Below are 23787 nucleotides of genomic sequence, written 5' to 3'. Positions count from 1 at the left end.
TGATCGGAGGCCGTCGTGTACATCGCAACCGCAAGACAAGCCCCGGCTTCGGGCGGCACCGGCAGGATCGCGGGGAACGTCCTCGCGCTGGGCGCGGTGTCCCTGCTCACGGACGTCTCGTCCGAGATGGTCACCGCGATCCTGCCGCTCTACCTCGTGCTGGGACTGGGGTTCTCCCCGCTGCAGTTCGGTGTGCTCGACGGCATCTACACCGGTGTGACCGCACTGGTGCGCGTCGTCGGCGGTCATGCGGCTGACCGCTGGCAACGCCGCAAGTTCGTCGCGGGCCTCGGCTACGGGATCTCGGCGCTGGGCAAGCTCGGCCTGCTCGCCGCCGGGACCTCGGCCACCGCGATGGGGCTCGTGCTCGCCGGTGACCGCACCGGCAAGGGCCTGCGCACCGCGCCGCGGGACGCGCTGATCACGTTGAGCAGCGAGCCCTCGGCGCTCGGCCGCGCCTTCGGCGTCCACCGCGCCATGGACACCGTCGGCGCGTTCCTCGGCCCGCTGGTCGCGTTCTGCCTGCTGTGGACGCTGCCCGCGCGCTACGACGTGGTGTTCGTCGTCAGCTTCTGCTTCGCCGCACTGGGTTTCCTGGTGCTCGTGCTCTTCGTCCGCGACCACCGCGACGTGCTGCCCCGCTTGGCGGTGTCGCTGCGGAACGCCTTCGGGCTGTTGCGGTCCAGGCCGTTCCGGCGGGTCTGCCTGGTCGCGTGCGGGCTCGGGTTCCTGACGCTCGGCGACGGTTTCGTCTACCTGTTGCTGCAGAAGAAGCTCGACGTCGAGCTCGCCTACATCGCGTTGCTGCCCCTCGGCACGGCCGGCGTGTACCTGCTCGCCGCCGTGCCACTGGGGTCGCTGGCCGACCGGGTCGGGCGGTGGCGGATCTTCCTCGCCGGCCACCTCGCCCTGCTCGGTGCGTACGCGCTGCTCGCGGGCACGTCCGGGATCACCCTGCTGGTCGGCGTCCTGCTGCTGCACGGGGTGTTCTACGCGTGCACGGACGGGGTGCTGATGGCCGTCGCCGGGCCGATGGTCCCCGACGAGCTGCGCACCTCCGGTCTGGCCCTCCTGCAGACCGGCCAGGTCCTCGCCCGTGCCGCCTCCTCCGTCCTCTTCGGTGCACTGTGGACGTGGTTCGCTTGAAAAGGGTTCTGATCGTCATCGCCGCCGTGGTCGTGCTCGGCGCCGGCGCCACCGCCTACGCCCTGCGCACTCCCGGCGAGATCTCCGTTGCCGTGGAACAGGGTCCGGTCGAGCTCTCGTCCGGCCGGCTGCTGTTCGTGGACGAGGCGAGCGGCAAGGTGGCGTCCGTGCCGCTGACCGACCCGTCCGGTCCACGACGGGTCAGCTCGTTGTCCTGCAAGCGCTTCTACACCTCCGGCGGCCGGGGGCTGTGCCTCGCGGACGCCGCGGGCCCGTTGCCCGGTGCGACCGCGGTGTTCGTCGACCGCGGCCTGACCGAGCGCCGGCGCGTGGAGGTCGACGGCGTGCCCAACCGCGCCAAGCTGTCCGCGGACGGGCGGATGGCGTCGTGGACGACGTTCGTCACCGGCGACTCGTACGCGCAGGCCGGCACGTTCTCCACCCGCACCGCGATCTTCGACCAGGAGACCGAGGTGTACGCCAGCAACGTCGAGGGCACGAGCGTCGCCGGCATGAAGACGACCAACGACATGAACTGGTGGGGCGTCACGTTCGCCACCGACGACCGCACCTACTTCGCCACGATGAGCACCGCCGGCAAGACCTACCTGGTGCGCGGCGACTCGACCGACGAGTCCGCGACAACGCTGCGGGAGAACGCGGAATGCCCGTCGCTGTCACCGGACGGCAAGAAGGTGGCGTTCAAGAAGCGCGTGCCCGGCGACGGCGCGCGACCGTGGCGCCAGCACGTGCTCGACCTGACCACGATGGTGGAGACACCGCTGGCCGAGACCCGCGGGATCGACGACCAGGTCGTGTGGCTCGACGACGACACCATCGCCTACGGCCTGCCCGGCGAGGGCATCTGGGCCGTGCCGGCGAACGGGGAGGGCGCGCCGCGGCAGCTGGTGCCGCACGCGTCCTCCCCGTCCGTCGCTACCGGTTAGCGCGGTTGACGGCGCTGACGATCGCGCGGAACGACGCCGCCACCGTCGACGAGTCGATGCCCACGCCCCACAGCACGCGGTCGCCCACGGCACACTCCACGTAGGCGGCCGCGCGGGCGTCGTCACCGGCGGACAGCGCGTGCTCGGCGTAGTCCATGACCCGCACGTCGTACCCGATGGACGCGAGCGCGTCGACGAACGCGGCGATCGGGCCGTTGCCCGCCCCGGTGATCTCGTGCTCCTCGCCGTCGATCAGCAGCACGGCGGTGATCTCCTCGCGCCCGCTGCCGTCCGACGACGCCCGGTGCCGCAGCAGGTGCAGCGGGACCTTGCCGTGCAGGTACTCCTCCGCGAAGGCGTCCCACATCTCCTTCGGGCCGATCTCGCCGCCCTGCGTGTCGGTGACCTCCTGGATCACCCGCGAGAACTCGATCTGCAGCCGGCGCGGCAGGTCCAGGTGGTGCTCCTGCTTCATCAGGTACGCCACACCGCCCTTGCCGGACTGCGAGTTGACCCGGATGACGGCCTCGTAGTTGCGGCCCACGTCCTTCGGGTCGATCGGCAGGTACGGGACCTCCCACGGGTACTCGTCGACGTGCTGGCCCGCGTCCTTCGCGTCGGCCTCCAGCGCCTCCAGGCCCTTCTTGATGGCGTCCTGGTGTGAGCCGGAGAACGCGGTGAACACCAGGTCACCGCCGTACGGGTGCCGCTCGGCCACCGGCAGCTGGTTGCAGTACTCGACGGTCCTGCGGACCTCGTCGATGTCGCTGAAGTCGAGCTGCGGGTCGATGCCCTGGCTGAACATGTTCATCGCCAGCGTCACCAGGCACACGTTGCCGGTCCGCTCGCCGTTGCCGAACAGGCAGCCCTCGATCCGGTCAGCACCGGCCAGGTACCCCAGCTCCGCAGCGGCGACGCCGGTGCCGCGGTCGTTGTGCGGGTGCAGGCTCAGGATGATCGAGTCGCGGCTGTCCAGGTTGCGCGACATCCACTCGATGCTGTCCGCGTAGACGTTCGGCGTGGCCATCTCGACGGTGGCGGGCAGGTTGATGATCAGCGGCCGCTCCGGCGTCGGCTGGATGACCGCGGTGACCGCGTTGCAGACCTCGAGCGCGTAGGACAGCTCGGTGCCGGTGTAGGACTCGGGCGAGTACTCGTAGCGGAAATCGGTCTCCGGGTAGCCCGCCTCCTGCGCCTTCGCGAACTTCGCGGCGTCCACGGCGATCTTCTTGATGCCCTCGCGGTCGCTGCGGAACACCACCCGCCGCTGCAGGATCGACGTCGAGTTGTAGAAGTGCACGATCGCCTTGCGAGCCCCGCGCAGCGACTCGAACGTCCGCGCGATCAGCTCCTCGCGGCACTGCGTCAGCACCTGGATCGTCACGTCGTCCGGCACCGCGCCGTCCTCGATGATCTCCCGGACGAAGTCGAAGTCGGTCTGGCTGGCCGCCGGGAACCCGACCTCGATCTCCTTGAAGCCCATCCGCACCAGCAGGTCGAACATCTTCCGCTTGCGCGCGGGCGACATGGGGTCGATCAGCGCCTGGTTGCCGTCGCGCAGGTCGACCGCGCACCACAGCGGCGCCTTCTCGACGCGCTTGGCCGGCCAGGTGCGGTCGGGTACGTCGACGACCTCCACCACCTCGTGGAACGGGCGGTAGCGGTGGAACGGCATGCTGCTGCCCAGCTGCGGGTTCCAGGGGGGCTGCGTCGACGGGGCCGGGCGCGCGGGCTGGCGGATGCGGCTCGAACCGGAGGTGTACGCGTCAGGTGAGGCAGACATTTCGGGGTAGCTCCTGCTGGTCGTGAATCAGACGACCGGCGGCAACGCTGAGTCCCGCGACGGGGGGCCGGTCTGGATCAGACCCCGTCACGGCAGCGAAGCAGGAGGGAACGCCACACGCCGAACAGAGTAGCCATAGGGGAGGGGGAGATGGAACTCGACGACCGGATCGTGGGACGTGGCTGTTCGGCGCGGCGTACTTCCAGCCTGGCGAGGCGGCTGTTCCCGGGGCTCCGGCTCGACCAAAGCCCGCGCCGGTCGGCCCGTGCGTCCGTCCAGCTCAGCGCAATGACCCTGTCGGTGCAAGCGAGTACGGTCGAACGCAGGGGCGCCGAAAACAAAGGGGACCCCTGCGCAAGCCTGCGGTTTGAAGCAACACAAACCCGGGAAGTTTTCAGGTATGTCCAGATTACGTACGACTAGTGGCCGCGGCACGGCTTCACGCGTGATCAGCGGCATCGGTGCGGTCTTCGCGATCATCGAGGTCCTGTACATCCTCATGATCGTGCTCGGCGCGAACCAGGCCAACGCGTTCTTCCGGTTTGTCGGCTCCCTCGCGGAACCGCTCGCCCTGTTCTTCCCCGGTCTGTTCGCCACGGGCAACTACAACGTCGATGTCCTGCTCAACTACGGACTCGCCGCCGTGTTCTGGCTGGTCGTCACCGGCCTGCTCGCCCGCGCGGTGTCACGCTACTGAAGAGTAGATTCCTGACCCATGCGTACGCGCGTGGTCGGAATCGTCGCAGGGATCTTGAGCTGGGTCGGCCTCGCGCTGGCGGTGGTGCTCGTCGTTCACGTCGTGCTCACCGTCGGCGGGGCCAACCCGGAAAATCCCATCACCAGCACCGTCAAGGCGATTGCCGAGCCGGTGTCCTTGGCGTTCAGGAACCTGTTCGAGCCGAGTGATGCGAAGCTGCGGACCATCGTCAACTTCGGGTTGGCGGCGATCTTCTGGCTGGCCGTTCGAGCGATCGTCCTCAAACTCGTGAGGCGTCTCGGCTAGCGTTTGGCCATGGCGCGCGACGACTTCTGCGACAACTGCGGCACCGCGTACGCGGACACGTCCGCATACCCCCGCAAGTGCCCCCGCTGTGCGCACATGGTGTGGGCGAACCCGTCGCCGGTCGTCGTGCTGCTCGTGCCGGTCAAGGACGGGCCCAGGACCGGGTTGCTCACGGTGCGGCGCGCCATCCCGCCGGTCGGGCAGCTGGCGTTCGTCAGCGGGTTCATGGAGCGCGGCGAGTCGTGGCAGTGCAGTGCGGCGCGCGAGCTCGAAGAGGAGGCCGGCGTCAGCGTCGACCCCGGTGAGCTGCGGCCGTTGCACTTCGTGTCCACGCCGGACGGCGGCACGGTGCTGTTGTTCGCCACCGCGCCCGCCATCAACGCCGAGGACATGCCGCCGTTCGTGCCGAACGAGGAGGCGTCCGAGCGGAAGGTCATCTTCGAGTGCGAGCCGTTGGCGTTCCCGCTGCACAACGAGGTCGCCACGAAGTACTTCTCAACCGAACAGTGACTCGCCCCAGGTGCCGGTGAACACCGTCTCGGACAACGGCAACCGCTGGCGTTCCCGCTGTTCGCGAGCTTGGAGGTCCTCCGGCAGGTCCGCGAGGTCCCCGATCCGGCCCACGGCCATCGCCACCAGCGGGCGCACGTCGGCGGGCATCGCGAACGCGGTGTGGGTGGCTTCCCCGTCGAAGCCGCCCATCATGTGCGTGACCAGGCCCAGGTCGACGGCCTGCAGGGCGATGTTCTCCATCGCAAGACCCAGGCCGAACTCGGCGTTCGGGATCGGTCCGCGGTCGTCGGTCGTGAGCACGCAGCCGACGAGCAGCACGGAAGCGCGCACCGCCCACGTCTGGTTGCCGGGGCGCAGGGTGTCGAAGACCTTGTCGAACGTCGGGGTGCCGCGGTGGCCCACGACGAACCGGGCGGGTTGGCTGTTGCCGTGCGACGGGGCCCAGCGGGCGGCCTCCAGCAGCACGCGCAGCTCGTCGTCGGACACGGTGGCGTCAGCGGAGAAGGCGCGAGGGCTCCAGCGCTGCGAGATCAGCTCGTTCATCAGATCGCATAGTCCCAAACGGCGAGCGCGTACGCACCGAACCAGGCGCTGAACAGGACGGTCACGCCGAGCACGGTCACGAGGGTGGACAGCCGGCGGCGCGCGAGGACCAGGGCCAGCGGCACCAGCAGCGTGAACGCCGGCAGCAGCAGGCGGGCCTTCGAGTTCATCAGGCCGTTCGAGCCGAGGTCCATGACCAGCACGCCGATGCCGTAGACGACCAGCGGCCACTCCAGGCGGCGCTGGAAGGCGTAGGTGACCAGGGCGATGGCCAGCACCAGCAGCCAGACCGTGCCGATCTCCAGCGCCGAGCGCGGTTCGCCGAGGTGTTGCAGGGCGAACGTCCAGGTCGCCTCGCCGCCGTCGAACTTCGAGCCCCAGCCGCGTTGCTGCACGCCGAACCAGCCGGCGAGGTCGCCGGTGCGGACGGCCACCCAGCCGAGGTAGCCCAGCAGGCCGACCGGGGCGACCAGGCCACCGGCCCACGCCCGCCAGTCGCGCCGGTCGCCGAGGACCGCGACCAGGGCGGCCAGGCAGACCGCCGCGATCAGCGCGCCCGCGGTCGGGCGGACCAGGCCCGCGGCCGCGCAGCAGACACCCGCCACGACCCACTGCCTGCGCACCACGCCCACCAGCGCCCACACGGCGAACGCGCAGAACGTGGCCTCGGAGTAGGTCATCGACAGCACGATGCCCATGGGGGAGGCGGCGAACAGCGTGACCAGCACCAGACCGGCACGCGAGGAGCCGGTGCGGACCGCGCGGCCGAGCACGAACAGGCCGTACGCGCAGAACAGGCCGCTGATCAGGCTCACCGCGAACGCCGCGCCCTGCACGCTCACGCCCGGCAGGCCGTCGACCCACCTGACCAGCGCCGGGTAGCCGGGGAAGAACGCGAGCGGGGTCTCCGCCGACCGCTTGCCCGCCGCGTCGACCAGGCGCATCGGCACGCCGTTGTAGCCGTGCTCGGCGATCGCCAGGAACCACTCGCCGTCCCACGAGCCCAGCTCGCCGGCCACGGTCATCCGCGTGCCGCCGCGGCTGTTCTGGTGGTCGACCATCCAGCCGAGCACGACCAGGCCGAGCTGGCGCACGAAGAGGTAGATGAGCGCCGGGGCGACCCACAGCGCGGCGGGGTGTCTCAGCAGTTCGCCGACGCGGGGTCGCGGAGCGCGTTCGGGCATCGAGGGAGAAGCCTCCACCACATCGACTGACGACACCCGGACAGAGTAGTCACGCGCATCACGGCTCCAGAGTCTCACCAGGTGGTCCGGGTAGGCTGCCTACGACGTGCGGTTTTAGTCGCGTGTGAGGGAGGTTGGGTCGGTGGCGCTCGTCGTCCAGAAGTACGGCGGTTCATCGGTGGGAAGTGCCGAGCGGATCAAACGCGTGGCCGAGCGCATCGTCGCGACCAAGAAGGCGGGCAACGACGTCGTTGTCGTCGTGTCGGCCATGGGCGACACGACCGACGAGCTGCTCGACCTCGCCCACCAGGTCGCCCCGGTGCCGCCGGTGCGCGAGCTCGACATGCTGCTCACCTCGGGTGAGCGGATCTCGATGTCGCTGCTCGCCATGGCGATCAACACGCTGGGTGCCGAGGCGCGGTCCTACACGGGCTCGCAGGCCGGCGTGATCACGACGTCCGTGCACGGCAAGGCCCGGATCATCGACGTGACGCCGAGCCGGATCCAGGACGCGCTCTCGGACGGGGCGATCGCGATCGTCGCCGGGTTCCAGGGCGTGAGCCAGGACTCCAAGGAGATCACCACGCTCGGCCGCGGCGGCAGCGACACCACGGCGGTGGCGCTCGCGGCGGCGACGAAGGCCGACGTGTGCGAGATCTACACCGACGTGGACGGCGTCTACACCGCCGACCCGCGCATCGTGCCGAACGCGAGGAAGCTCGACACGATCACCTACGAGGAAATGCTCGAGATGGCCGCCTGCGGCGCGAAGGTGCTGATGCTCCGCTGTGTGGAGTACGCCCGCCGCTACGGCGTCCCCGTGCACGTCCGTTCGTCGTTCAGCAACAAGACCGGAACCATCGTGTCCGGTTCAGTGGAGGACGCTTCCGTGGAACAGGCGATGATCACCGGCGTCGCGCACGACCGGTCCGAAGCCAAGATCACCGTTACCGCCGTCCCCGACCACCCCGGCATCGCGGCCAAGATCTTCCGGGTGGTGGCACAGGCGGAGCTCGACATCGACATGGTCGTGCAGAACGTCTCGCAGGCCGCCTCCGGCCGCACCGACATCACGTTCACGCTGTCGAAGGACGACGGCCCGCGTGCGGTGGCCGCACTGGAGAAGGCCCGCGGCGAGATCGGGTTCGACCAGGTCCTCTACGACGAGCACGTCGGCAAGGTGTCGCTGATCGGCGCGGGCATGCGCTCGCACCCCGGTGTCACGGCCACGTTCTGCGAGGCGCTGGCCACGGCCGGCGTCAACATCGACATCATCTCCACCTCGGAGATCCGCATCTCGGTCATCTGCCGCGACACCCAGCTCGACGACGCCGTGCGCGCCCTGCACGACGCGTTCGACCTGGGCACCGACGAAGAGGCCGTCGTCTACGCAGGGACTGGCCGATGACCGCCCCCGTGCTCGCGCTGGTGGGCGCGACCGGTGCCGTGGGCACCGTGATGATCGACATCATGAACACCCGCTCCTCCGTGCCGTGGGGCGAGATCCGGCTGATCGCGTCCGCGCGCTCGGCGGGCAAGAAGATCAACGTGCGCGGCCAGGAGCTCACGGTCGTCGCGCTCTCGCCGGAGGCCTTCGACGGCGTCGACATCGCGATGTTCGACGTGCCGGACGAGGTCTCGGCCGAGTGGGCCCCGATCGCCGCTGAGCGCGGTGCCATCGCGATCGACAACTCCGGCGCGTTCCGCATGGACGCGGACGTGCCGCTGGTCGTGCCCGAGGTCAACGCGGACCAGATCGACAACCGCCCGCGCGGCATCATCGCGAACCCGAACTGCACGACGCTGTCGATGATGGCGGCGCTCGGTGCCCTGCACCGCGAGTTCGAGCTCAAGGAACTCGTCGTCGCCTCCTACCAGGCGGCGTCCGGTGCGGGCCAGTCCGGCATCGACCGCCTGTACGCCGAGATCAGCGCGCTGGCCGGCAAGGAGGCGGGGGTCGTCGCGGGTGACGTGGCGCAGGCGCTGTCCGCCGCCGGCCTGTCCGCCGAGGACTCGCCGTTCCCGGCCCCGCTGGTGCTGAACGTGGTGCCGTGGGCGGGTTCGGTGAAGGACGACGGCTGGTCGTCGGAGGAGCTGAAGGTCCGCAACGAGGCCCGCAAGATCCTCGGCATCCCCGACCTGAAGGTCTCCGCCACCTGCGTGCGCGTGCCCGTCGTGACCACGCACTCGCTGGCCGTCCACGCGACGTTCGCCCGCGAGGTCACCGTCGAGGCGGCGCACAAGATCTTCTCCGAGCAGCCGACCATCGTCCTCGTCGACGACCCGGCTGCGGGCAAGTTCCCGACGCCCGCCGAGGTCGTGGGCGGCGACCCCACGTACGTGGGCCGCGTGCGGCAGGCGCTGGACTTCCCGAACACGCTTGACTTCTTCGTGTGCGGCGACAACCTGCGCAAGGGCGCCGCGCTGAACACCTACGAGGTCGCGGAAGAGCTCGCGAAGCGCCTCTGAGCCGACGTGGAGGGCCCCTGTCACCCGAGCTGACTCCGGTGACAGGGGCCTTCTGCTGTCCGAACGGGACCTGAGCCGCTGCAACGACCCGGACCCACCGCGCAGGCGGCCGGGGAGTGGTTCCGCCGCCACCCGCCCACCTAGGGTGGTCGGCATGGCGGAGAGCGACGAGCAGTACGACGCGCTGGGGGCGGTCTACGAGCGCGCCAAGCACATCCCGACCGGACTGGCCGAACGCGCCACGCTGCTGTCGGCCGTCGGGGACGTGCGCGGCCGGAGCGTGCTGGACGTGGCCTGCGGCACCGGGTTCTACCCGCGGCTCTTCCACGACCTCGGTGCGACGCGGATCGTGGGCGTCGACTCGGCCGGCGAGATGGTCGGCTACGCCCGGTACGTCGAGGACCGTGAACCGCGCGGCATCACCTACGCCCAGCACGACGCCACGAACCTGCCGGTGCTCGGCGAGTTCGACGTCGTCACGGCCGTGTGGCTGCTCGGGTACGCCGACGACGTGGCCGCGCTCGACGTCATGATCGGCAACCTGACCGCGAACCTCGCGCCCGGCGGGCGGCTCGTCGTCGTGGTGCCGAACCCGGACGGCGACTGGGACCTGTTCGCGCAGTACGGCCGCTACGGCTACGAGATCACCCGCACCGGGCCGATGGACGTCAAGCAGCCGGTCCGCGTGCACGTGCTGGGCGACCCGCCGTTCGACTTCGACTCCTTCTTCTGGGAGCGCGGCGTGTTCGACGAGGCGTTGCGGCGTGCTGGGCTCGCGGACGTGACGCGCCACCCCGTCGTGCTGCCGGACGACGACCGCGGCGCCGAGTTCTGGGAACCGCTGCGGACCTCGCCGAGCTTCGCGGTCTTCAGCGCGGCGAGGGGCGAGTCGTGATCGTCCTGGCGGTCGACCTGGGCACCACGGCCACGAAGGTGGTCGCGGTGGACGAGCAGGCGCGCGTGGTCGCCTCGACCGAGCGCAGATATCCCATGCGCACCAGCGGTCTTGAGGCGACGCACGACCCGCTGGTGGTGCTCGCGGCAGCGTTTGACGCGCTGCGCGAGCTGGCCTCCGATGACGTGCGCGCCATCGCGTTGACCGGCGCGATGCACACGATCATGGGGCTGGACGCGGACCTCAGGCCCGTCACCGAGTCGCTCAGCTGGGCCGACAACCGCGCGGTCGAGCAGACGGAACGGTTGCGCGGCACCGAGGAGGGGCGCGAGCTGCACCGGATGACCGGCGCGCCGATCCACTCGTTCACGCCGCTGATGAAGCTCGCCTGGTTCCACGAGAACGGCGTGCGGGCCGCGAAGTGGTGCGAGATCAAGGACTTCGTGCACCTGCACCTGACCGGCGTGCTGCTGAACGAGCACTCGTCCGGCTCCGGCACGGGCCTGATGGACATCCACTCGCTGCAGTGGCACGCGCCGTCGCTGGAGTTCGCCGGGGTCACCGCGGACCAGCTCCCGCCGCTCGTCGACCCCACGCACGCCACCCCGTTGACCGCGGAGATCCCGGGGCTGCGCAAGGGGATTCCGGTCGTCGTCGGCGGTGGCGACGGGCCGTTGGGCAACCTCGGCGTCGGCGCGGCCACGCCCGGCGCGGGGGCGGTGTCGCTCGGCACCTCGGGTGCGCTGCGGGTGGCCCAGCTGGGACCGGGCATCGACGACCAGGGCCGCACGTTCAGCTACGCCATCGCCGAGGGGCTGTGGGTGCGGGGCGGGGCGATCAGCAACGGCGGCGTGGTCGCGCAGTGGGCGTCCGAGACGTTCGGCGTCCCGGTCGGCGACCTGCTCGACCAGGCGCTGCACGCCGACTCCGACGGGCTGGTGGCGTTGCCGTACCTGCTCGGCGAGCGCGCGCCGTGGTGGGACCCGACCGCGCACGCCGCGTTGCTCGGCCTGCGCCGCGAACACACGCCGGCGCAGATCACCAAGGCGCTCGTCGAGGGAGCCTGCCAGCAGCTCGCGCTCGTGCTCGACGCCGTTCCGCTGGTCGAGTCGATCCGGATCACCGGCGGGGCGTTCCGCGCGCAGGTCTGGGCGCAGGTGCTGGCGAACGCGCTCGGGATGCCGTTGCACCTCACCGAGGACAGCGGCGGCTCGGCCGTGGGCGCCGCGCTGCTGGCGTGGCGGTCGCTGGACGTGATCGAGTCGCTGACCGTCGACCTCGTGCGGCCGATCAAGACGATCACGCCGGACCCGGACGCGATCACGCGGTACGCGATGGCCCGGCCGTTCGTGGCGAAGGCCTACCGGGCGCTGGAGGAGCTCTACTCCGTGTGATCTTGAGTACATCAAGAAAACGCCCTGTCAAATCATTAGCCAGGCAAAGTAAGCATGGGGTGTGAACCTCGCCCCGTTCAAACACGTCCTCGCGCTGCCCAGGGTCCGCCCGCTGGTGCTGTTGATGTTGTTTGCGCGGATGCCGTCGGCGGCGACCGGCGTGATCCTCACGTTGCACGTCGCCGTCACGCTGGACAAGGGCTACGGCGCGGCCGGGCTGGTCGGCGCGGCCGGCACCGTCGGCATGGGGCTGGGCGCCCCGCTGATGGGCAAGCTGATCGACGAGCGCGGCCTGCGCACGATGCTCGCGCTGAGCGTCACGGCGTCGGGCACGTTCTGGCTGGTCGCGCCGTTGATGTCGTACTGGGTGCTGCTGGCGGCGTCGTTCGCCGTGGGCCTGCTCAGCGTGCCGATGATGTCGGTCGGCCGGCAGATCGTCACCGCGCTGGTGCCGGTGGCGCAGCGCCGGGTCGCGCTGTCGCTCGACTCGATCTCCGTCGAGCTGTCGTTCATGGCCGGTCCCGCGCTCGGGGTGTTCGTGGCGACCCGGTTCTCCACCAGCGCGGCGCTGGTCTCCATCGGCATCTCGATCCTGGTCGCGGGTGTCCTGCTGTACGCGGCGAACCCGCCGATGGTGCACCAGGACGAGGTCCTCGACGGCCCGAAGCCGCGGGTGCGGGAATGGCTGCGCGGTCCGGTCGTCGGGGTGTTCGTGGTGTGCGCGGGCGCGACGCTCTGCCTGGTGGGCATGGAGGTCTCGACGATCGCGAGCCTGGAGCACGCCGGCAAGCAGAGCTGGCTCGGGATCGCGTTCTTCGCCATGTGCGCGTCGTCGATCACCGGCGGCCTGGTCTACGGCGGGGTGAAGCGGACGCCGAGCGTGCTCGTGCTGCTGGCGTTGATGGGGCTGTTCGAGATGCCGGTGGGACTGGGCGACGGCAGCGTGCTGTGGCTGTGCCTGCTGCTCATCCCGATGAACCTCATGTGCGCGCCGCTGATCGCGGCGTCCGGCGAGCACATCAGCCGGCTCGCCCCGGCCACGGCACGCGGGCTCGCCATGGGGTTGCAGGGCTCGGCGTTCACCATCGGCAGCGCGATCGGCTCACCGCTCGCCGGCGTGGCGATCGACCACGGCGGCGCACCGCTCGGGTACGTGGTGGTCGGCGCGGGCGGGCTGGCGGTGGCGGGGATCGGCTGGCTGCTCGCCCGGCGGCGCGACCGCGTGCCGGCCTGACGAAGGCCCCTCCGCGGAGGGGCCTTCCCGTTCTCAGGAGGTCAGCTTCGCCTTCACCGCGGCGGCCACCCGGCCACCCTCGGCGCGACCGGCCACCTCGGCGTTGACGGCCTTCATGACCTGACCCATCTGCTTCGGGCCGGGCGTCTCACCGGACTGCTCGGCCAGCGCGGCCACCGCCCTGTCCACAATGGACGCGATCTCGGCGTCGTCGAGCTGCTTCGGCAGGTACGCCTCCAGAACGGCGAGCTCGGCCCGCTCCAGCTCGGCCTTCTCCGCGCGCCCCGCACCCGCGAAGGCCTCCGCGGCCTCCTTGCGCTTCTTGGCCTCGCGCATCAGCACCTTCACGACCTCGTCGTCGCTGAGCACACGGGCCTGCTCGCCCGCGACCTCCTCGTTCGTCACCGCCGTGAGGGCCATGCGCAGAGCGCCGGCCGTGACCGTCTCCCTGGCCTTCATGGCCGCAGTCAGGTCGTTCTGCAGCCGCGTCTTCAACTCCGCCATGGCGCAGAACGGTACCGCCCGCCGGATGCGGCGCCGATCGAGTTATCCGTCTTCCGTACCCTTGACACGTGAACAAGCTCGGCCGCGCGCTCCTCGCCACGACCGCCCTCGGCACCGCGACCATCGCGTACGCGGCGGGAATCGAGAGAAGGCACTGGACCCTGCGCACCGCGACGGTCCCCGTTCTCGCCCCCGGCGCCAAGCCGATGAGGGTGTTGCACATCTCAGACCTGCACATGACCCCGAACCAGGTCTCCAAGCAGCGCTGGGTCGCCGCGCTGAACGACCTGGACCCGGACCTGGTCGTGAACACCGGCGACAACCTCGCCCACAAGGACGCCGTCCCCGCCGTCCTGCGCGCACTGGGCCCCCTGCTGGACCGCCCCGGCCTCTTCGTCTTCGGCAGCAACGACTACTACGCCCCGCGGATGAAGAACCCGGTCCGCTACCTGCTGCCCTCGGCCAAGACCAAGCGCATCCACGGCGTCACCCTCCCGTGGCGCGACCTGCGCGCCGGGATGATCGAACGCGGCTGGCACGACCTCACCCACGTCCGCCGCTCCATCGAGGTCGCAGGCCAGACCGTGTTCGCCGCGGGCCTCGACGACCCGCACCTCAAGCGCGACCGCTACGCCGACATCGCCGGCACCCCGGACCCCAGGGCCGCCCTGCGCCTCGGCGTCACGCACTCCCCGGAACCCCGCGTCCTCGACCCGTTCGCGGCCGACGGCTACGACTTCGTGATGGCGGGCCACACCCACGGCGGCCAGCTCCGCGTCCCGTTCTACGGCGCCCTGGTCACGAACTGCGAGCTCGACCGCGGCCGTGCCCGCGGCGTCTCCCGCTGGGGCTCCCACATGTGGATGAACGTGTCGGCCGGCATGGGCACCTCGCCCTACGCCCCGGTGCGTTTCTGCTGCCCTCCGGAGGCCTCGCTGCTGACCCTCGTTCCGAGGCCGGTCATGCCTGGTCAGGGCCGTAATGAGGGGGTCCGATTCGGAGCTGGGAAGAACATGATGTAGAGTTCTACTCGTTCCCACCGGGGTGTGGCGCAGCTTGGTAGCGCGCTTCGTTCGGGACGAAGAGGTCGCAGGTTCAAATCCTGTCACCCCGATGAAGATAGATACAGGTCAGCCCCTGTCCACAGCAGACGTGGACAGGGGCTGATTCGTGCTTCAGGGCCTCTCCTAAACGGTTTGGGAGAAATTTGGGAGAACAACTCTCCAAGAGGTCACTTCGGTGGGGCGCGGAAGCATCTTGAGAGGCGCTCAGTAAGCGTCGTGAACCGCAAGGCCCATCAGCCTGCTCATCGACGGGCCGTACGGCCGCACCTGGGCCCCACAGCGCGGGACCCAAGCTAGAAGATCGCTCCCTGACCGTGCGCTGGTGGCTGCTCGACCGAGAGCCCAGGAATCATGTCAGCGATCTTCAAAATCCCGCCGTCCCACGTGTAGAGCTTGGGACACTTCCACGCCAGAGCCACCGCAACAACGCAGGCGTCGGCGCCCTTCAGGTTGTGATCCGTCGCCAGGCGTGCGGCCTGTCCTGCAACGCGTTCGGTGATGTCAGCGACGAGGTACTCGCTGTCTTTGATCCACTGCTGTGCGAGCGCGATCCTCCGCTTGCGCTCGGCCGCTCCGCCCTCATCACCTCGTATCTGGCCAGCGCCAGCGATCTCAGCGATCACCAGAGCTGGCAACAGAACGCGGTGCTGCTGGCCGTCGAGACGAAGGATCTGGACGGACCTGGCGTGCCGATCTGTGTCGGTGGGAGCAAGCACATCGACGATCACGCAGCTGTCGACCACCACGAGCGGTGGTGGTGGTTTAGCCACGCTGCCGCCCAACCCAATCCACGGCGTCCATTCCTTCTGTCCAGTCAGAACCGAACAAGCCGATCACGTCGTCCAGAGATACCCGCGACTCGGGAGTCTCTAGCGAGGTCAGACCTTCCAGGGCGATGGACTCGACCTGGTCGTGAATGTTTCGCGTGACTCGGCCCCAGGCTTCGACTTCCTGGTCCAACGCGCCCCGCACGTCGGCCGCTAGCGCACTCGGGAAGGTGACGGTCACGATCTTGCCGGTTCGGTAGTCGCGGAGCGCGGCTGTGTGCTGGTGGCCGTTGTACCGGTACAACTCGCCACGAACAGAGCCAAGCGAAGGCGCTGGAGGTTCGATGCTCTCTCGCGCGTGCAGCGCCAGCTGCTCATCGAGCGGCGCAAGCGCGTCATCGATCTGTAGCCAGATCCCTTCAACACCTGCACGTTTCCGTACCTGGTCGAGCTCCAAGAGGCCGGCCACAGTCTCGATCGACCAGCCTCGCGGAACCACGGCCTCATGGAACAGATCCCGAAGCCCATCGCGCATCACGCCAGCAACGCGCTCTGAAGCTCGGATTCCGATCTTGGCGCTACCTACGGAAAGGCTGCTGATAGCGAGCGGTGTCGGCTCATCCTGCGGAAGGCTCCGGAGGACCTTGTCCAACGCAACGATCGCTTCGGCGACTGCACGAGGGTCGATCTGTCCGTGCGGACCCTTCAATTCCAGATTGATCACAGCTCCGTCTTCTGCTGCCTCTGATCCCACGTTGACCTCCCCTCAGCTTCCGCATCCTCATGTCCAGGATGGCACCACTACAGACCGGTGAACCTATCGATACGTGCACGCACGTTTGTTACTTCGGCCACCGGATCACTCAGACGGGCTATCTACTGCACGGTCCTGGCCACAGTGTCGTCCGCCCAGCCTGGTTGGACAACCTCCCTTTCATGATCGAAAAGCAAGCCCTACGGCAACAGCAGCGCGCCATAGGGAGCCAACGGCCCTGATCTTCAAAGTGAAGGTTCCAGCAGGTCAGGGTCGTCTTGTTGCGTCCGACGTCAGCACGCGCCCTACCGTCACAGAAATCCTGTCGATTCCCCCAAAGGCGTGAAGCGACGGCCTCAAGTGGTCCTGAGAAGCTTGTCAAGCGCCACAATCGGAGACCTAGGGTTCATCGCCCGTCGTAGCTCCAACGCCTCCTTCCAGACCTCTGTGAGGTCCGCCATGAGCCGATCCCGCATCGTCTGCGTCATGTGCGAGTGCGCCCCTGCGCGGTGCCGTCCAGATGCCCCATGCGCTCGTCCTGGAGCGGCCTGGGCACTCCGAGCTCCACGAGCAGCGTCTTGTGCGTGTGGCAAAGACCGTGCGGCGTGAGGCTGGCCGCCACAGGCAGCCACCTTGCGTTCGCACGAGCTCTCGGCGGCGGTCGCCGGCGGCTGCTGCGGGTCTCGCTGGGACACGGTCTGATGCGCAGAGTCGAAGGTCCCGCACTTCCCGGAAAAAGTAGTGAATCCACGCTCAAACATCACACGATCGGGCGACACGTATCGACACGGGTGGCCGCAGCAGTCACCGTGAGTTCACGGTCACAGCGCCATCGTTCCAGGTCAAACATGCGGAACGGCCACGTAGCGTTAGCCCCTACGAGTGAAGGTTGACGATTCAAGTCACGTTGCGTAACAGGTGCCAAGATCGACGCGACAAGCTGGACGACGTGTTCGGCACTTGTTGAACAAATCGGGAGACGCTCCATGAACTCCGCCACCGCTGCGAACCCCTTCACAAGTCGTGGCTCGTCGTAGCCGCCAAGACCGTTGTCGTGCTGCAAGCGCTGGCGATCGTGTACCTGCTGACGTCGGTGTGGGTGACCGTCGCCGTCGTCGCCGCTGTCGTCGTCGTGTTCGCGGCGGTCAAGGCGCTCGGCCGGGCGTCGAAGCAGGTCGACCGGATCTTCGAGGAAGAGCTCGGCTGAGCCGTGGGACCGGCGCTAGCTGAGGAACCCCCGCGCGGGCAGTCCCTCGGGGAACCGCTCCAGCGCCACGCCCGCCGCGGCGGCCAGCGCCTCCAGTGCCGACGTCTCCGACTCGGACGCGGTGTGCGGCACCGCCCAGTAGCACCCGATCGCCCCGATGGGCAGCGGCCGCAGGATCGGCGTCACGACCAGGCTCCGCACGAACGTCGGCCGGTACGCCTCCTGCGGGATGCGCGCGTCGAACCGGATGTCGGTGATCACGACGGTCTTGCGGTTCAGCATCGCCCAGCCGCTGATGCAGTTCGCGGCGGGGAAGCGCTGGCCCTTCCACAACGGGCTCATCGAGTCCTCGTCCGCGTAGTAGCAGAGGTCGCCGTCCAGCAGCACGAGGGTCGCGCCGTGGGAGCGCAGCAGCGAACGGGCCGTCGTGCGGACGATCCGCTGCACTTCCTCCAACGAGGTCGCCTGGTCGAGCAGCTCCGTCGTGTCGGGCATTCGTCAACGTTAACGCGCACGAAGCCGCGCAGCCAGGGATTCCGGTCCCGCCGGACCGCCCCTGACCTAGTGTTGGGTTGTGACGACGCACCCCGCTCCAGAGGTTCCGGACCAGCTCTTCGACGACCCCGCCGCGGAGACCACGTGGCGCGAACGGTTCACCGCACCCCGGATGAGCCTGCCCGGCTGGGCCGATGACGCACCCGACCGCGCGCTGTACCTGTCCAACGCGAGCGGGGTGTGGGAGATCTACTGCTGGGACCGCGCCACCGACGAGCACCGCAGGGTCACCGACCGCCCGAACGGCACGTCGCACGGCACGCTGAACCCGGACGGCACCGAGATCTGGTGGTTCGACGACCACGACGGCGACGAGTTCGGCGTCTGGGTGCGAGAGCCGTTCCACGCCGACGGCAGCAAGGCCGAGCCCGCCGTGGAGGGTGTGACCGCCGGCTACCCGGCCGGGCTGGAGATCGGCCGCGAGCTCACGGCCGTCGCCGCATCGACCGACGACGGCACCACCGTCTGGCTGGCCCGCGGCGACCGCACCGAGGTGGTCTACCGCAACGAGAACGACGCCGGTGTCACCGCGCTCGCCAAGGACGAGTCGCTGGTCGCCATCGCGCACTCCGAGCACGGCGACAACCGGCACATGGCGTTGCGCGTGCTCTCCACCGCGGACGGTTCCACCGCGGCCGAGAAGTGGGACGGCAAGGGCAAGGGCCTCGACGCCGTCTCGTTCAGCCCGGTCCGCGGCGACCAGCGCCTGCTCGTGCTGCACGAGCGCCGCGGTCGCGAGGAGCTGCTCGTGTGGGACGTCGCCGCCGACACCGAGCAGGAGATCGTCCTCGACCTGCCGGGCGAGGTCGCGGCCGACTGGTACCCGGACGCCTCGGCGTTGCTGATCGTCCACACGCACCACGCGCGCAACACCGTGCACCGCTACGACCTCACGACCGGTGAGCTGTCCACCCTGGACACCGCGCCCGGTGTGATCGGCTCGGCCGGCGTGCGCCCCGACGGCACCGTCGAGTACTCCTGGTCGTCCGCGTCGAACTCGACCGTGATCCGCGCGCTGTCGGCCGACGGCACCGAACGCGTCCTCGTCGAACCCGCCGGCTCCCGCCCGGCCACGTCGCAGCCGCTGGAGGACGTGTTCGTCGGCGACGTCCACGCGCTGGTCTCGCGCCCGGCGGGGGAGGGCCCGTTCCCGACCGTCTTCATGGTCCACGGCGGCCCGCACTCCTCCGACGAGGACCGCTTCTCCGCCTACCGGGCCGTGTGGCTCGACGCGGGCTTCGCGATCGTCCACGTGAACTACCGCGGCTCCACCGGGTACGGCTCGAAGTGGCGCGACGCCATCGAGGGCCGCCCCGGTCTCACCGAGCTGGAGGACATCGCCGCCGTCCACGACTGGGCCGTCGAGTCCGGTCTGGCCGACCCGGCGCGGGTCGTGCTGAACGGCGCCTCCTGGGGCGGCTACCTGACGCTGCTCGGCCTCGGCACCCAGCCGGAGCGCTGGGCCGTCGGCATCGCGGGCGTCCCGGTGGCCGACTACCTCGCCGCCTACGAGGACGAGATGGAACCGCTGCGCGCCTTCGACCGCGCGCTCTTCGGCGGCTCCCCGGAGGACCTGCCCGACCTGTACCGCGAGTGCTCGCCGCTCACCTACGTCGACCGGGTCACCGCACCGGTGCTGGTCCTCGCGGGCGAGAACGACCCCCGCTGTCCGATCAGGCAGATCGACAACTACCTCGACGCCCTCGCGGAGCGCGGCCACACCTACGAGATGTACCGCTACGACGCGGGCCACGGCTCGCTGGTGGTCGCCGAGACCATGCGCCAGACGGCCGCTGAGGTGGACTTCGCCCGCCGCCACCTGGCGGGGTAGTCGCGGAACGGGGCCCTCCCGCCACGGTGGGAGGGCCCCGCCCGGGCCGGGAAATCACCTTGCCCGCGGGGTGACGATGTGGGGGTGAACCTCGCCCCCTTCCGGACCGTCCTCGCGCTGCCCGGTGTGCGGTCGCTGATGCTGCTGGTGCTGCTCGCGCGGATCGCCCCGACGGCGGCGGGCGTCACGGTGACGCTGCACGTCGTGACCTCGCTCGACCAGGGGTACGCGGCGGCGGGTGCCGTCGGGTTCGCGACCATGGTCGGCATCGGGCTCGGGTCGCCGCTGATGGGGCGGTTGATCGACCTGAGGGGTCTGCGGACCACCCTGGCCGTCAGCGCGGTCGTCGAGGGCGCGTTCTGGCTGACCGCGCCGATGATGAGCTACTCCCTGCTGCTGCCGCTGGCGTTCGCCAACGGGTTGTTCTCGGTGCCGGTGATGTCGATCGGCCGGCAGGCCCTCACGGCACTGGTGCCGGAACCGCAGCGCAGGCCCGCGTTCTCCCTCGACTCGATCTCCGTCGAGCTGTCGTTCATGGTCGGGCCGGCGGCGGGCGTGCTGCTCGCGACGAAGTTCTCGACCGGCCTGGCGCTCGTCTCCGTCGGCGTGGCGATCGTGCTCGCCTGCGTGCTGCTGTACGTGGTGAACCCGCCGCTGGTGCACGAGGACGAGGTGAGCGCGGAGCCGGCGCCGCGCTGGCAGGAGTGGCTGCGCGGGCCGATGGTCGCGGCGCTGATCATCCCGTTCGGGGCGACGATGGTGCTGTCGGGCATGGAGCTCGCCGCCATCGCCAGCCTGGAGCACGCCGGCCGGCAGAGCTGGCTCGGCGTGCTCTTCGTGGTGATGTGCGCGGCGTCGGCGTTCGGCGGGCTCGTCTACGGCGGTCTGCGGCGCGTGCCGGGAGGCGTGGTCCTGCTCGCGGGCATGGCGGTGCTGGAGCTGCCGGTGGGTCTCGGCGACGGCAACGTGGCGCTGCTGGCCCTCGCGCTGGTCCCGATGAACCTGCTGTGCGCGCCCACGATCGCCGCGTCGAGCGAGCAGATCAGCAAGCTCGCGCCCCCGTCCGCGCGCGGCGTGGCACTCGGCCTGCAGGGCTCGGCGTTCACGTTCGGGGTCGCGGCGGGACAACCGCTCGCGGGCCTCGCCGTGGACCACAGCGGGCCCGCGCTCGGGTTCGTCGTCGCGGGGCTGGCCGGACTGGTGGTCGCCGGTGTCGGCTGGCTGCTGAGCAGGCAGCGGACCGGCGACCGCGGTCAGGCCGTCTCGGCCACGTCCTGAGCGGAGTTCGCGAGGGCCAGGCCGGTCCGCAGCGCTCCGACGGCCTCCGACACGGCCTCGCGGAAGATCCCGCCGACGCCGAGCACGTTCGCGAAGCCGTGGAACAACCCCTCGTGCCGGCGCAGGACCACCGGAACGCCCTCGGCGGCCAGTCGTTCGGCGAACGCCTCGCCCTCGTCGCGCAACGGGTCGTAGCCCGCGGTCGCGACGTAGGTCGGCGGCAGCCCGGACAGGTCGTCGGCCAGCATGATCGACAGGCGCGGGTCGTGCCGGTCGCGGCCGCCGGAGCTGTACTGGTCGAGGAACCAGTCCATCTTCTCGTCGGTCAGGAAGAACCCGTTGCCGAAGACCTCCCGCGACCGGCGCCGCACCGACGCGTCCACGCCGGGGTAGAAGAGCAGCAGGAACGCCACGTCGACCTCGGCGCCGTGCGCGGTCACCGCGGCCAGGTTGCCACCCGCGCTGTCCCCGCCGAGCGCGATCCGGCGCGGGTCGACGCCCAGGTCCTCTGCCTTGGCCACGGCGTAGCGCAGCACCTCGGCCGCGTCGTCGGCCGCCGCGGGGAACGGGTGCTCCGGCGCGAGCCGGTAGTCCGCGGCCAGCACCCGCACGCCCGCCTCCCGCGCGAGGAACCGGCACAGGTTGTCGTGGCTCTCCAGGCTGCCGGTCACCCAGCCGCCACCGTGGTAGAAGATCAACAACGCGGAGCCGGGAGCCAGCCCGTCCGGCGTGTAGAGCCGCCCGGCGAACTCCCCGATCGCGAGGTCGCGTGTACCCACACCGGTGATCTTCTGCCCGGAGACGAGCTTCGAACTCAACTCCAGGTCTAGTCGGCTCTCCGATGCTGTCCTCGTGCGCCACCCGGTGCCGGACAGCTGCTGGAGGCGAAGCAGCAACTGGGCCTCGGGGTGCAGGTCCTGACCGTCCAGCCGGATCGGTCGGCCGGCGATCAGGCGGCGCACGGGAGCGGGCAGACCGAACGCGAAGCGCAGGGCGCCGGCCAGGACGCCGGCCCGGAAGTTCGACATGTGGTGCACGTTACTCGCGAGTAGTGCTGGATCTCCAGGTATCTGGAGGTGGAAGGATCGACGTCATGACGGTGACGGTGGTGGGCATCGGCGGCTCGATCAGGTCCGACTCGCAGTCCGAGCGGGCGCTGAGGGTCGCACTCGAGGGTGCCCGCGAGCTCGGCGCGCGGACCATCCAGTACAGCGGCCCCGAGCTGGTGCTGCCGTTCTACGACCCGTCCGTGCCGGAACGCACGGACATCGCGAGGAAGATGGTCGAGGACCTGCGCAGGGCCGACGGCGTGATCCTCGTGTCGCCCGGCTACCACGGCACGGTCTCCGGCCTGGTCAAGAACGCCCTCGACTACATCGAGGACCTGCGCGACGACGACCGCCCCTACCTCGACGGCCGCGCGGTCGGCACGATCACCGCCGCCTACGGCTGGCAGGCCGCGGTCAACACGCTCGCGGCGGTCCGCTCGATCGTGCACGCGCTGCGCGGGTGGCCCACGCCGCTGGGTGCCGCGATCAACTCCGCGCAGGTCAAGTTCGACGGCGACGGCTCCTGCTCGGACTCCGACGTCGACCGGAACCTGCGGGTCATCGGCCGCCAGGTCGTCGAGTTCGCGCTGCGCCACGCGTCACCCGTTGACGTGAACTGAGTCACCATCGGGCAGATAAGTCGTGCGCGATGCGTTCTCCCCGGTGGAAGCAACGTCCACTGACTCAAGGGAGAGCGGAATGGAAGCGCTGTACACGGCTGAGGCGACTGCTTACGGCGAAGGCCGCAACGGCGAGGTGCGCTCCTCCGACGGTGTGATCGACGAGGTCCTGTCGGTCCCGAAGGAGATGGGCGGCCCCGGCGGGGACGCGACCAACCCGGAGCAGCTGTTCGCGGCCGGGTACTCGGCGTGCTTCAACTCCGCCATCGCAGCCGTCGCGCGCGCCGGGAAGGTTCAAGTTGCGTCCTCCGAGGTAACCGCCAAGGTGGGTATCGGATCCAACGGGGCCGGCGGCTTCCAGCTCGCCGTCGAGCTCGCGGTGAAGATCCCCGGACTCGACCAGGCGGTCGCGGAGAAGCTCGTCGAGCAGGCCCACCAGGTCTGCCCGTACTCGAACGCGACGCGCGGCAACATCGAGGTGGCGCTCACCGTCACCGTCTGAGGAGGCGCGTTCAACAATGGCCAAGAACCCGATCACCAGCCCGCTCCCCGACGCCGACCGTGACGCCGTGGGGGCAGTGCTGCAGGCAACGCTCGTCGACCTCGTCGACCTGTCCCTGATCGGGAAGCAGGCGCACTGGAACGTGATCGGCAAGAACTTCCGCAGCGTCCACCTGCAGCTCGACGAGCTGGTCACCGCGGCGCGCACCGCCGCGGACCAGGTCGCCGAACGCGCGGCCGCTCTCGGCGTCACCCCGAACGGCACGGCGAGGACCATCGCCGAGTCGTCCGGCGTGCCCGAGATCGAGACCGGCTGGCTGAAGGAGGACCAGGTCGTCACGGCGATCACCAACTCCCTGGGCAAGCTCATCGCCCGCATGCGCTCCCGCATCGACGAGACCGACAAGCCGGACCTCGTCACCCAGGACCTGCTGATCGGCATCACGCAGGAGCTGGAGCAGGCGCACTGGATGTGGCAGGCCCAGTCCGCCTAGGACGCAGCCGGACGAAGACGAACAGGGCCCTCCCGCTCGAACGGCGGGAGGG

24 protein-coding genes, 1 tRNA gene and 1 pseudogene are annotated in these 23787 nt (G+C 69.8%); 18 read left to right on the top strand and 8 right to left on the bottom strand.

Annotation, left to right across the window (positions count from 1 at the left end):
* Window positions 1–15: 15 nt before the first annotated feature.
* Both ACZ7CF_RS13180 and ACZ7CF_RS13175 read left to right on the top strand, forming a co-directional pair.
* A pseudogene (locus ACZ7CF_RS13180) lies at window positions 16–1217 on the top strand (MFS transporter); the annotation flags it as partial.
* A complete protein-coding gene (locus ACZ7CF_RS13175) occupies window positions 1209–2093 on the top strand; it encodes a hypothetical protein (RefSeq protein ID WP_470369684.1) in 885 nt (294 codons plus the stop codon). The pseudogene ACZ7CF_RS13180 and the gene ACZ7CF_RS13175, both read left to right, overlap by 9 nt.
* Here ACZ7CF_RS13175 and leuA read toward each other — a convergent pair.
* On the bottom strand, window positions 2083–3876 hold the full coding sequence (leuA, locus tag ACZ7CF_RS13170; protein WP_360385016.1) for a 2-isopropylmalate synthase: 1794 nt from the start codon (window positions 3874–3876) through the stop codon (window positions 2083–2085). The two genes, ACZ7CF_RS13175 and leuA, sit on opposite strands and share 11 nt — an antisense overlap.
* A gap of 400 nt (window positions 3877–4276) precedes the next feature.
* Between leuA and ACZ7CF_RS13165 the strand changes: the two genes are divergently transcribed.
* From ACZ7CF_RS13165 to ACZ7CF_RS13155, 3 genes are read left to right on the top strand one after another with little or no spacing between them, the layout of a single operon-like run.
* Window positions 4277–4573 (top strand): hypothetical protein, encoded by a 297-nt coding sequence (locus ACZ7CF_RS13165; RefSeq protein WP_360385018.1) that lies wholly within the window; start codon window positions 4277–4279, stop codon window positions 4571–4573.
* Between the two features lie 18 nt (window positions 4574–4591).
* On the top strand, window positions 4592–4879 hold the full coding sequence (locus ACZ7CF_RS13160) for a hypothetical protein (protein ID WP_360385020.1): 288 nt from the start codon (window positions 4592–4594) through the stop codon (window positions 4877–4879).
* 9 nt (window positions 4880–4888) lie between these two features.
* On the top strand, window positions 4889–5389 hold the full coding sequence (locus tag ACZ7CF_RS13155) for an NUDIX domain-containing protein (protein WP_360385022.1): 501 nt from the start codon (window positions 4889–4891) through the stop codon (window positions 5387–5389).
* Here the strand turns inward: ACZ7CF_RS13155 and ACZ7CF_RS13150 are convergent.
* Together ACZ7CF_RS13150 and ACZ7CF_RS13145 are read right to left on the bottom strand one after the other, a co-directional pair.
* Window positions 5375–5935 carry a nitroreductase family protein gene (locus ACZ7CF_RS13150; RefSeq protein WP_470369648.1) on the bottom strand — a complete coding sequence of 187 codons (561 nt, stop codon included), beginning with the start codon at window positions 5933–5935 and terminating at the stop codon, window positions 5375–5377. The two genes, ACZ7CF_RS13155 and ACZ7CF_RS13150, sit on opposite strands and share 15 nt — an antisense overlap.
* Window positions 5935–7155, bottom strand: coding sequence for a hypothetical protein (locus ACZ7CF_RS13145; RefSeq protein ID WP_470369647.1), 1221 nt, complete (start codon window positions 7153–7155; stop codon window positions 5935–5937). The genes ACZ7CF_RS13150 and ACZ7CF_RS13145 overlap by 1 nt, the downstream gene beginning before the upstream one ends.
* Before the next feature lie 106 nt (window positions 7156–7261).
* On the opposite strand from ACZ7CF_RS13145, the gene ACZ7CF_RS13140 reads away from it, so the two are divergent.
* The 5 genes from ACZ7CF_RS13140 (at window position 7262) to ACZ7CF_RS13120 (ending at window position 13111) form a co-directional block, all read left to right on the top strand.
* Entirely contained in the window at window positions 7262–8527 is a 1266-nt protein-coding gene (locus ACZ7CF_RS13140) for an aspartate kinase (RefSeq protein WP_360385028.1), read from the top strand.
* Window positions 8524–9588, top strand: a complete 1065-nt coding sequence (locus ACZ7CF_RS13135) for an aspartate-semialdehyde dehydrogenase (protein ID WP_360385031.1) — start codon at window positions 8524–8526, stop codon at window positions 9586–9588. The genes ACZ7CF_RS13140 and ACZ7CF_RS13135 overlap by 4 nt, the downstream gene beginning before the upstream one ends.
* Window positions 9589–9742: 154 nt before the next feature.
* Window positions 9743–10483, top strand: coding sequence for a class I SAM-dependent methyltransferase (locus ACZ7CF_RS13130; protein ID WP_470369646.1), 741 nt, complete (start codon window positions 9743–9745; stop codon window positions 10481–10483).
* Window positions 10480–11877 (top strand): gluconokinase, encoded by a 1398-nt coding sequence (locus ACZ7CF_RS13125; RefSeq protein WP_470369645.1) that lies wholly within the window; start codon window positions 10480–10482, stop codon window positions 11875–11877. The genes ACZ7CF_RS13130 and ACZ7CF_RS13125 overlap by 4 nt, the downstream gene beginning before the upstream one ends.
* Before the next feature lie 61 nt (window positions 11878–11938).
* On the top strand, window positions 11939–13111 hold the full coding sequence (locus ACZ7CF_RS13120) for an MFS transporter (protein WP_470369644.1): 1173 nt from the start codon (window positions 11939–11941) through the stop codon (window positions 13109–13111).
* Between the two features lie 33 nt (window positions 13112–13144).
* Here ACZ7CF_RS13120 and ACZ7CF_RS13115 read toward each other — a convergent pair whose 3' ends face one another.
* Entirely contained in the window at window positions 13145–13615 is a 471-nt protein-coding gene (locus tag ACZ7CF_RS13115; RefSeq protein ID WP_360385039.1) for a GatB/YqeY domain-containing protein, read from the bottom strand.
* Between the two features lie 68 nt (window positions 13616–13683).
* Between ACZ7CF_RS13115 and ACZ7CF_RS13110 the strand changes: the two genes are divergently transcribed.
* Window positions 13684–14637, top strand: coding sequence for a metallophosphoesterase (locus ACZ7CF_RS13110; protein ID WP_360385041.1), 954 nt, complete (start codon window positions 13684–13686; stop codon window positions 14635–14637).
* Between the two features lie 18 nt (window positions 14638–14655).
* Window positions 14656–14729, top strand: a tRNA-Pro gene (locus ACZ7CF_RS13105).
* A 243-nt stretch (window positions 14730–14972) separates the two neighbouring features.
* Here ACZ7CF_RS13105 and ACZ7CF_RS13100 read toward each other — a convergent pair.
* Window positions 14973–15425: a type II toxin-antitoxin system VapC family toxin gene (locus ACZ7CF_RS13100; protein ID WP_360385043.1), complete on the bottom strand. Its 453-nt coding sequence runs from the start codon at window positions 15423–15425 to the stop codon at window positions 14973–14975.
* Between the two features lie 16 nt (window positions 15426–15441).
* Window positions 15442–16170: a hypothetical protein gene (locus tag ACZ7CF_RS13095; RefSeq protein ID WP_360385045.1), complete on the bottom strand. Its 729-nt coding sequence runs from the start codon at window positions 16168–16170 to the stop codon at window positions 15442–15444.
* A gap of 1084 nt (window positions 16171–17254) precedes the next feature.
* Between ACZ7CF_RS13095 and ACZ7CF_RS13090 the strand changes: the two genes are divergently transcribed.
* Entirely contained in the window at window positions 17255–17407 is a 153-nt protein-coding gene (locus ACZ7CF_RS13090; protein WP_470369643.1) for a hypothetical protein, read from the top strand.
* Window positions 17408–17422: 15 nt separating this feature from the next.
* On the opposite strand, the gene ACZ7CF_RS13085 is transcribed toward ACZ7CF_RS13090, so the two are convergent.
* A complete protein-coding gene (locus tag ACZ7CF_RS13085) occupies window positions 17423–17902 on the bottom strand; it encodes a GAF domain-containing protein (RefSeq protein ID WP_458429695.1) in 480 nt (159 codons plus the stop codon).
* A 79-nt stretch (window positions 17903–17981) separates the two neighbouring features.
* On the opposite strand from ACZ7CF_RS13085, the gene ACZ7CF_RS13080 reads away from it, so the two are divergent.
* Both ACZ7CF_RS13080 and ACZ7CF_RS13075 read left to right on the top strand, forming a co-directional pair.
* On the top strand, window positions 17982–19793 hold the full coding sequence (locus ACZ7CF_RS13080; protein ID WP_360385051.1) for a prolyl oligopeptidase family serine peptidase: 1812 nt from the start codon (window positions 17982–17984) through the stop codon (window positions 19791–19793).
* 84 nt (window positions 19794–19877) lie between these two features.
* Window positions 19878–21071 (top strand): MFS transporter, encoded by a 1194-nt coding sequence (locus ACZ7CF_RS13075; RefSeq protein WP_470369642.1) that lies wholly within the window; start codon window positions 19878–19880, stop codon window positions 21069–21071.
* Here the strand turns inward: ACZ7CF_RS13075 and ACZ7CF_RS13070 are convergent.
* The gene (locus tag ACZ7CF_RS13070; protein WP_470369641.1) at window positions 21047–22099 is read right to left on the bottom strand and encodes an alpha/beta hydrolase; all 1053 of its coding nucleotides are present in this window, start codon (window positions 22097–22099) and stop codon (window positions 21047–21049) included. The genes ACZ7CF_RS13075 and ACZ7CF_RS13070 overlap by 25 nt on opposite strands.
* A 65-nt stretch (window positions 22100–22164) precedes the next feature.
* On the opposite strand from ACZ7CF_RS13070, the gene ACZ7CF_RS13065 reads away from it, so the two are divergent.
* The 3 genes from ACZ7CF_RS13065 to ACZ7CF_RS13055 all read left to right on the top strand — a co-directional run bounded on the left by ACZ7CF_RS13065 (window position 22165) and on the right by ACZ7CF_RS13055 (window position 23735).
* Window positions 22165–22740, top strand: a complete 576-nt coding sequence (locus ACZ7CF_RS13065; RefSeq protein WP_360385058.1) for an NADPH-dependent FMN reductase — start codon at window positions 22165–22167, stop codon at window positions 22738–22740.
* A gap of 79 nt (window positions 22741–22819) precedes the next feature.
* A complete protein-coding gene (locus ACZ7CF_RS13060) occupies window positions 22820–23242 on the top strand; it encodes an organic hydroperoxide resistance protein (protein WP_325512784.1) in 423 nt (140 codons plus the stop codon).
* A 16-nt stretch (window positions 23243–23258) separates the two neighbouring features.
* Window positions 23259–23735, top strand: coding sequence for a Dps family protein (locus ACZ7CF_RS13055; RefSeq protein ID WP_360385060.1), 477 nt, complete (start codon window positions 23259–23261; stop codon window positions 23733–23735).
* Window positions 23736–23787: the final 52 nt, after the last annotated feature.

Source organism: Lentzea sp. NPDC036955 (genome assembly GCF_055608005.1).
This window is presented reverse-complemented; position numbering and strand designations above follow the sequence as displayed.

What these genes read in the sequence shown, in the direction of transcription:
- leuA (WP_360385016.1), bottom strand. Translation starts at nt 3,876, where the DNA reads ATGTCTGCCTCACCTGACGCGTACACCTCCGGTTCGAGCCGCATCCGC.
- ACZ7CF_RS13165 (WP_360385018.1), top strand. Translation starts at nt 4,277, where the DNA reads ATGTCCAGATTACGTACGACTAGTGGCCGCGGCACGGCTTCACGCGTG.
- ACZ7CF_RS13160 (WP_360385020.1), top strand. Translation starts at nt 4,592, where the DNA reads ATGCGTACGCGCGTGGTCGGAATCGTCGCAGGGATCTTGAGCTGGGTC.
- ACZ7CF_RS13155 (WP_360385022.1), top strand. Translation starts at nt 4,889, where the DNA reads ATGGCGCGCGACGACTTCTGCGACAACTGCGGCACCGCGTACGCGGAC.
- ACZ7CF_RS13150 (WP_470369648.1), bottom strand. Translation starts at nt 5,935, where the DNA reads ATGAACGAGCTGATCTCGCAGCGCTGGAGCCCTCGCGCCTTCTCCGCT.
- ACZ7CF_RS13135 (WP_360385031.1), top strand. Translation starts at nt 8,524, where the DNA reads ATGACCGCCCCCGTGCTCGCGCTGGTGGGCGCGACCGGTGCCGTGGGC.
- ACZ7CF_RS13130 (WP_470369646.1), top strand. Translation starts at nt 9,743, where the DNA reads ATGGCGGAGAGCGACGAGCAGTACGACGCGCTGGGGGCGGTCTACGAG.
- ACZ7CF_RS13115 (WP_360385039.1), bottom strand. Translation starts at nt 13,615, where the DNA reads ATGGCGGAGTTGAAGACGCGGCTGCAGAACGACCTGACTGCGGCCATG.
- ACZ7CF_RS13085 (WP_458429695.1), bottom strand. Translation starts at nt 17,902, where the DNA reads ATGCCCGACACGACGGAGCTGCTCGACCAGGCGACCTCGTTGGAGGAA.
- ACZ7CF_RS13070 (WP_470369641.1), bottom strand. Translation starts at nt 22,099, where the DNA reads ATGTCGAACTTCCGGGCCGGCGTCCTGGCCGGCGCCCTGCGCTTCGCG.
- ACZ7CF_RS13065 (WP_360385058.1), top strand. Translation starts at nt 22,165, where the DNA reads ATGACGGTGACGGTGGTGGGCATCGGCGGCTCGATCAGGTCCGACTCG.
- ACZ7CF_RS13060 (WP_325512784.1), top strand. Translation starts at nt 22,820, where the DNA reads ATGGAAGCGCTGTACACGGCTGAGGCGACTGCTTACGGCGAAGGCCGC.
- ACZ7CF_RS13055 (WP_360385060.1), top strand. Translation starts at nt 23,259, where the DNA reads ATGGCCAAGAACCCGATCACCAGCCCGCTCCCCGACGCCGACCGTGAC.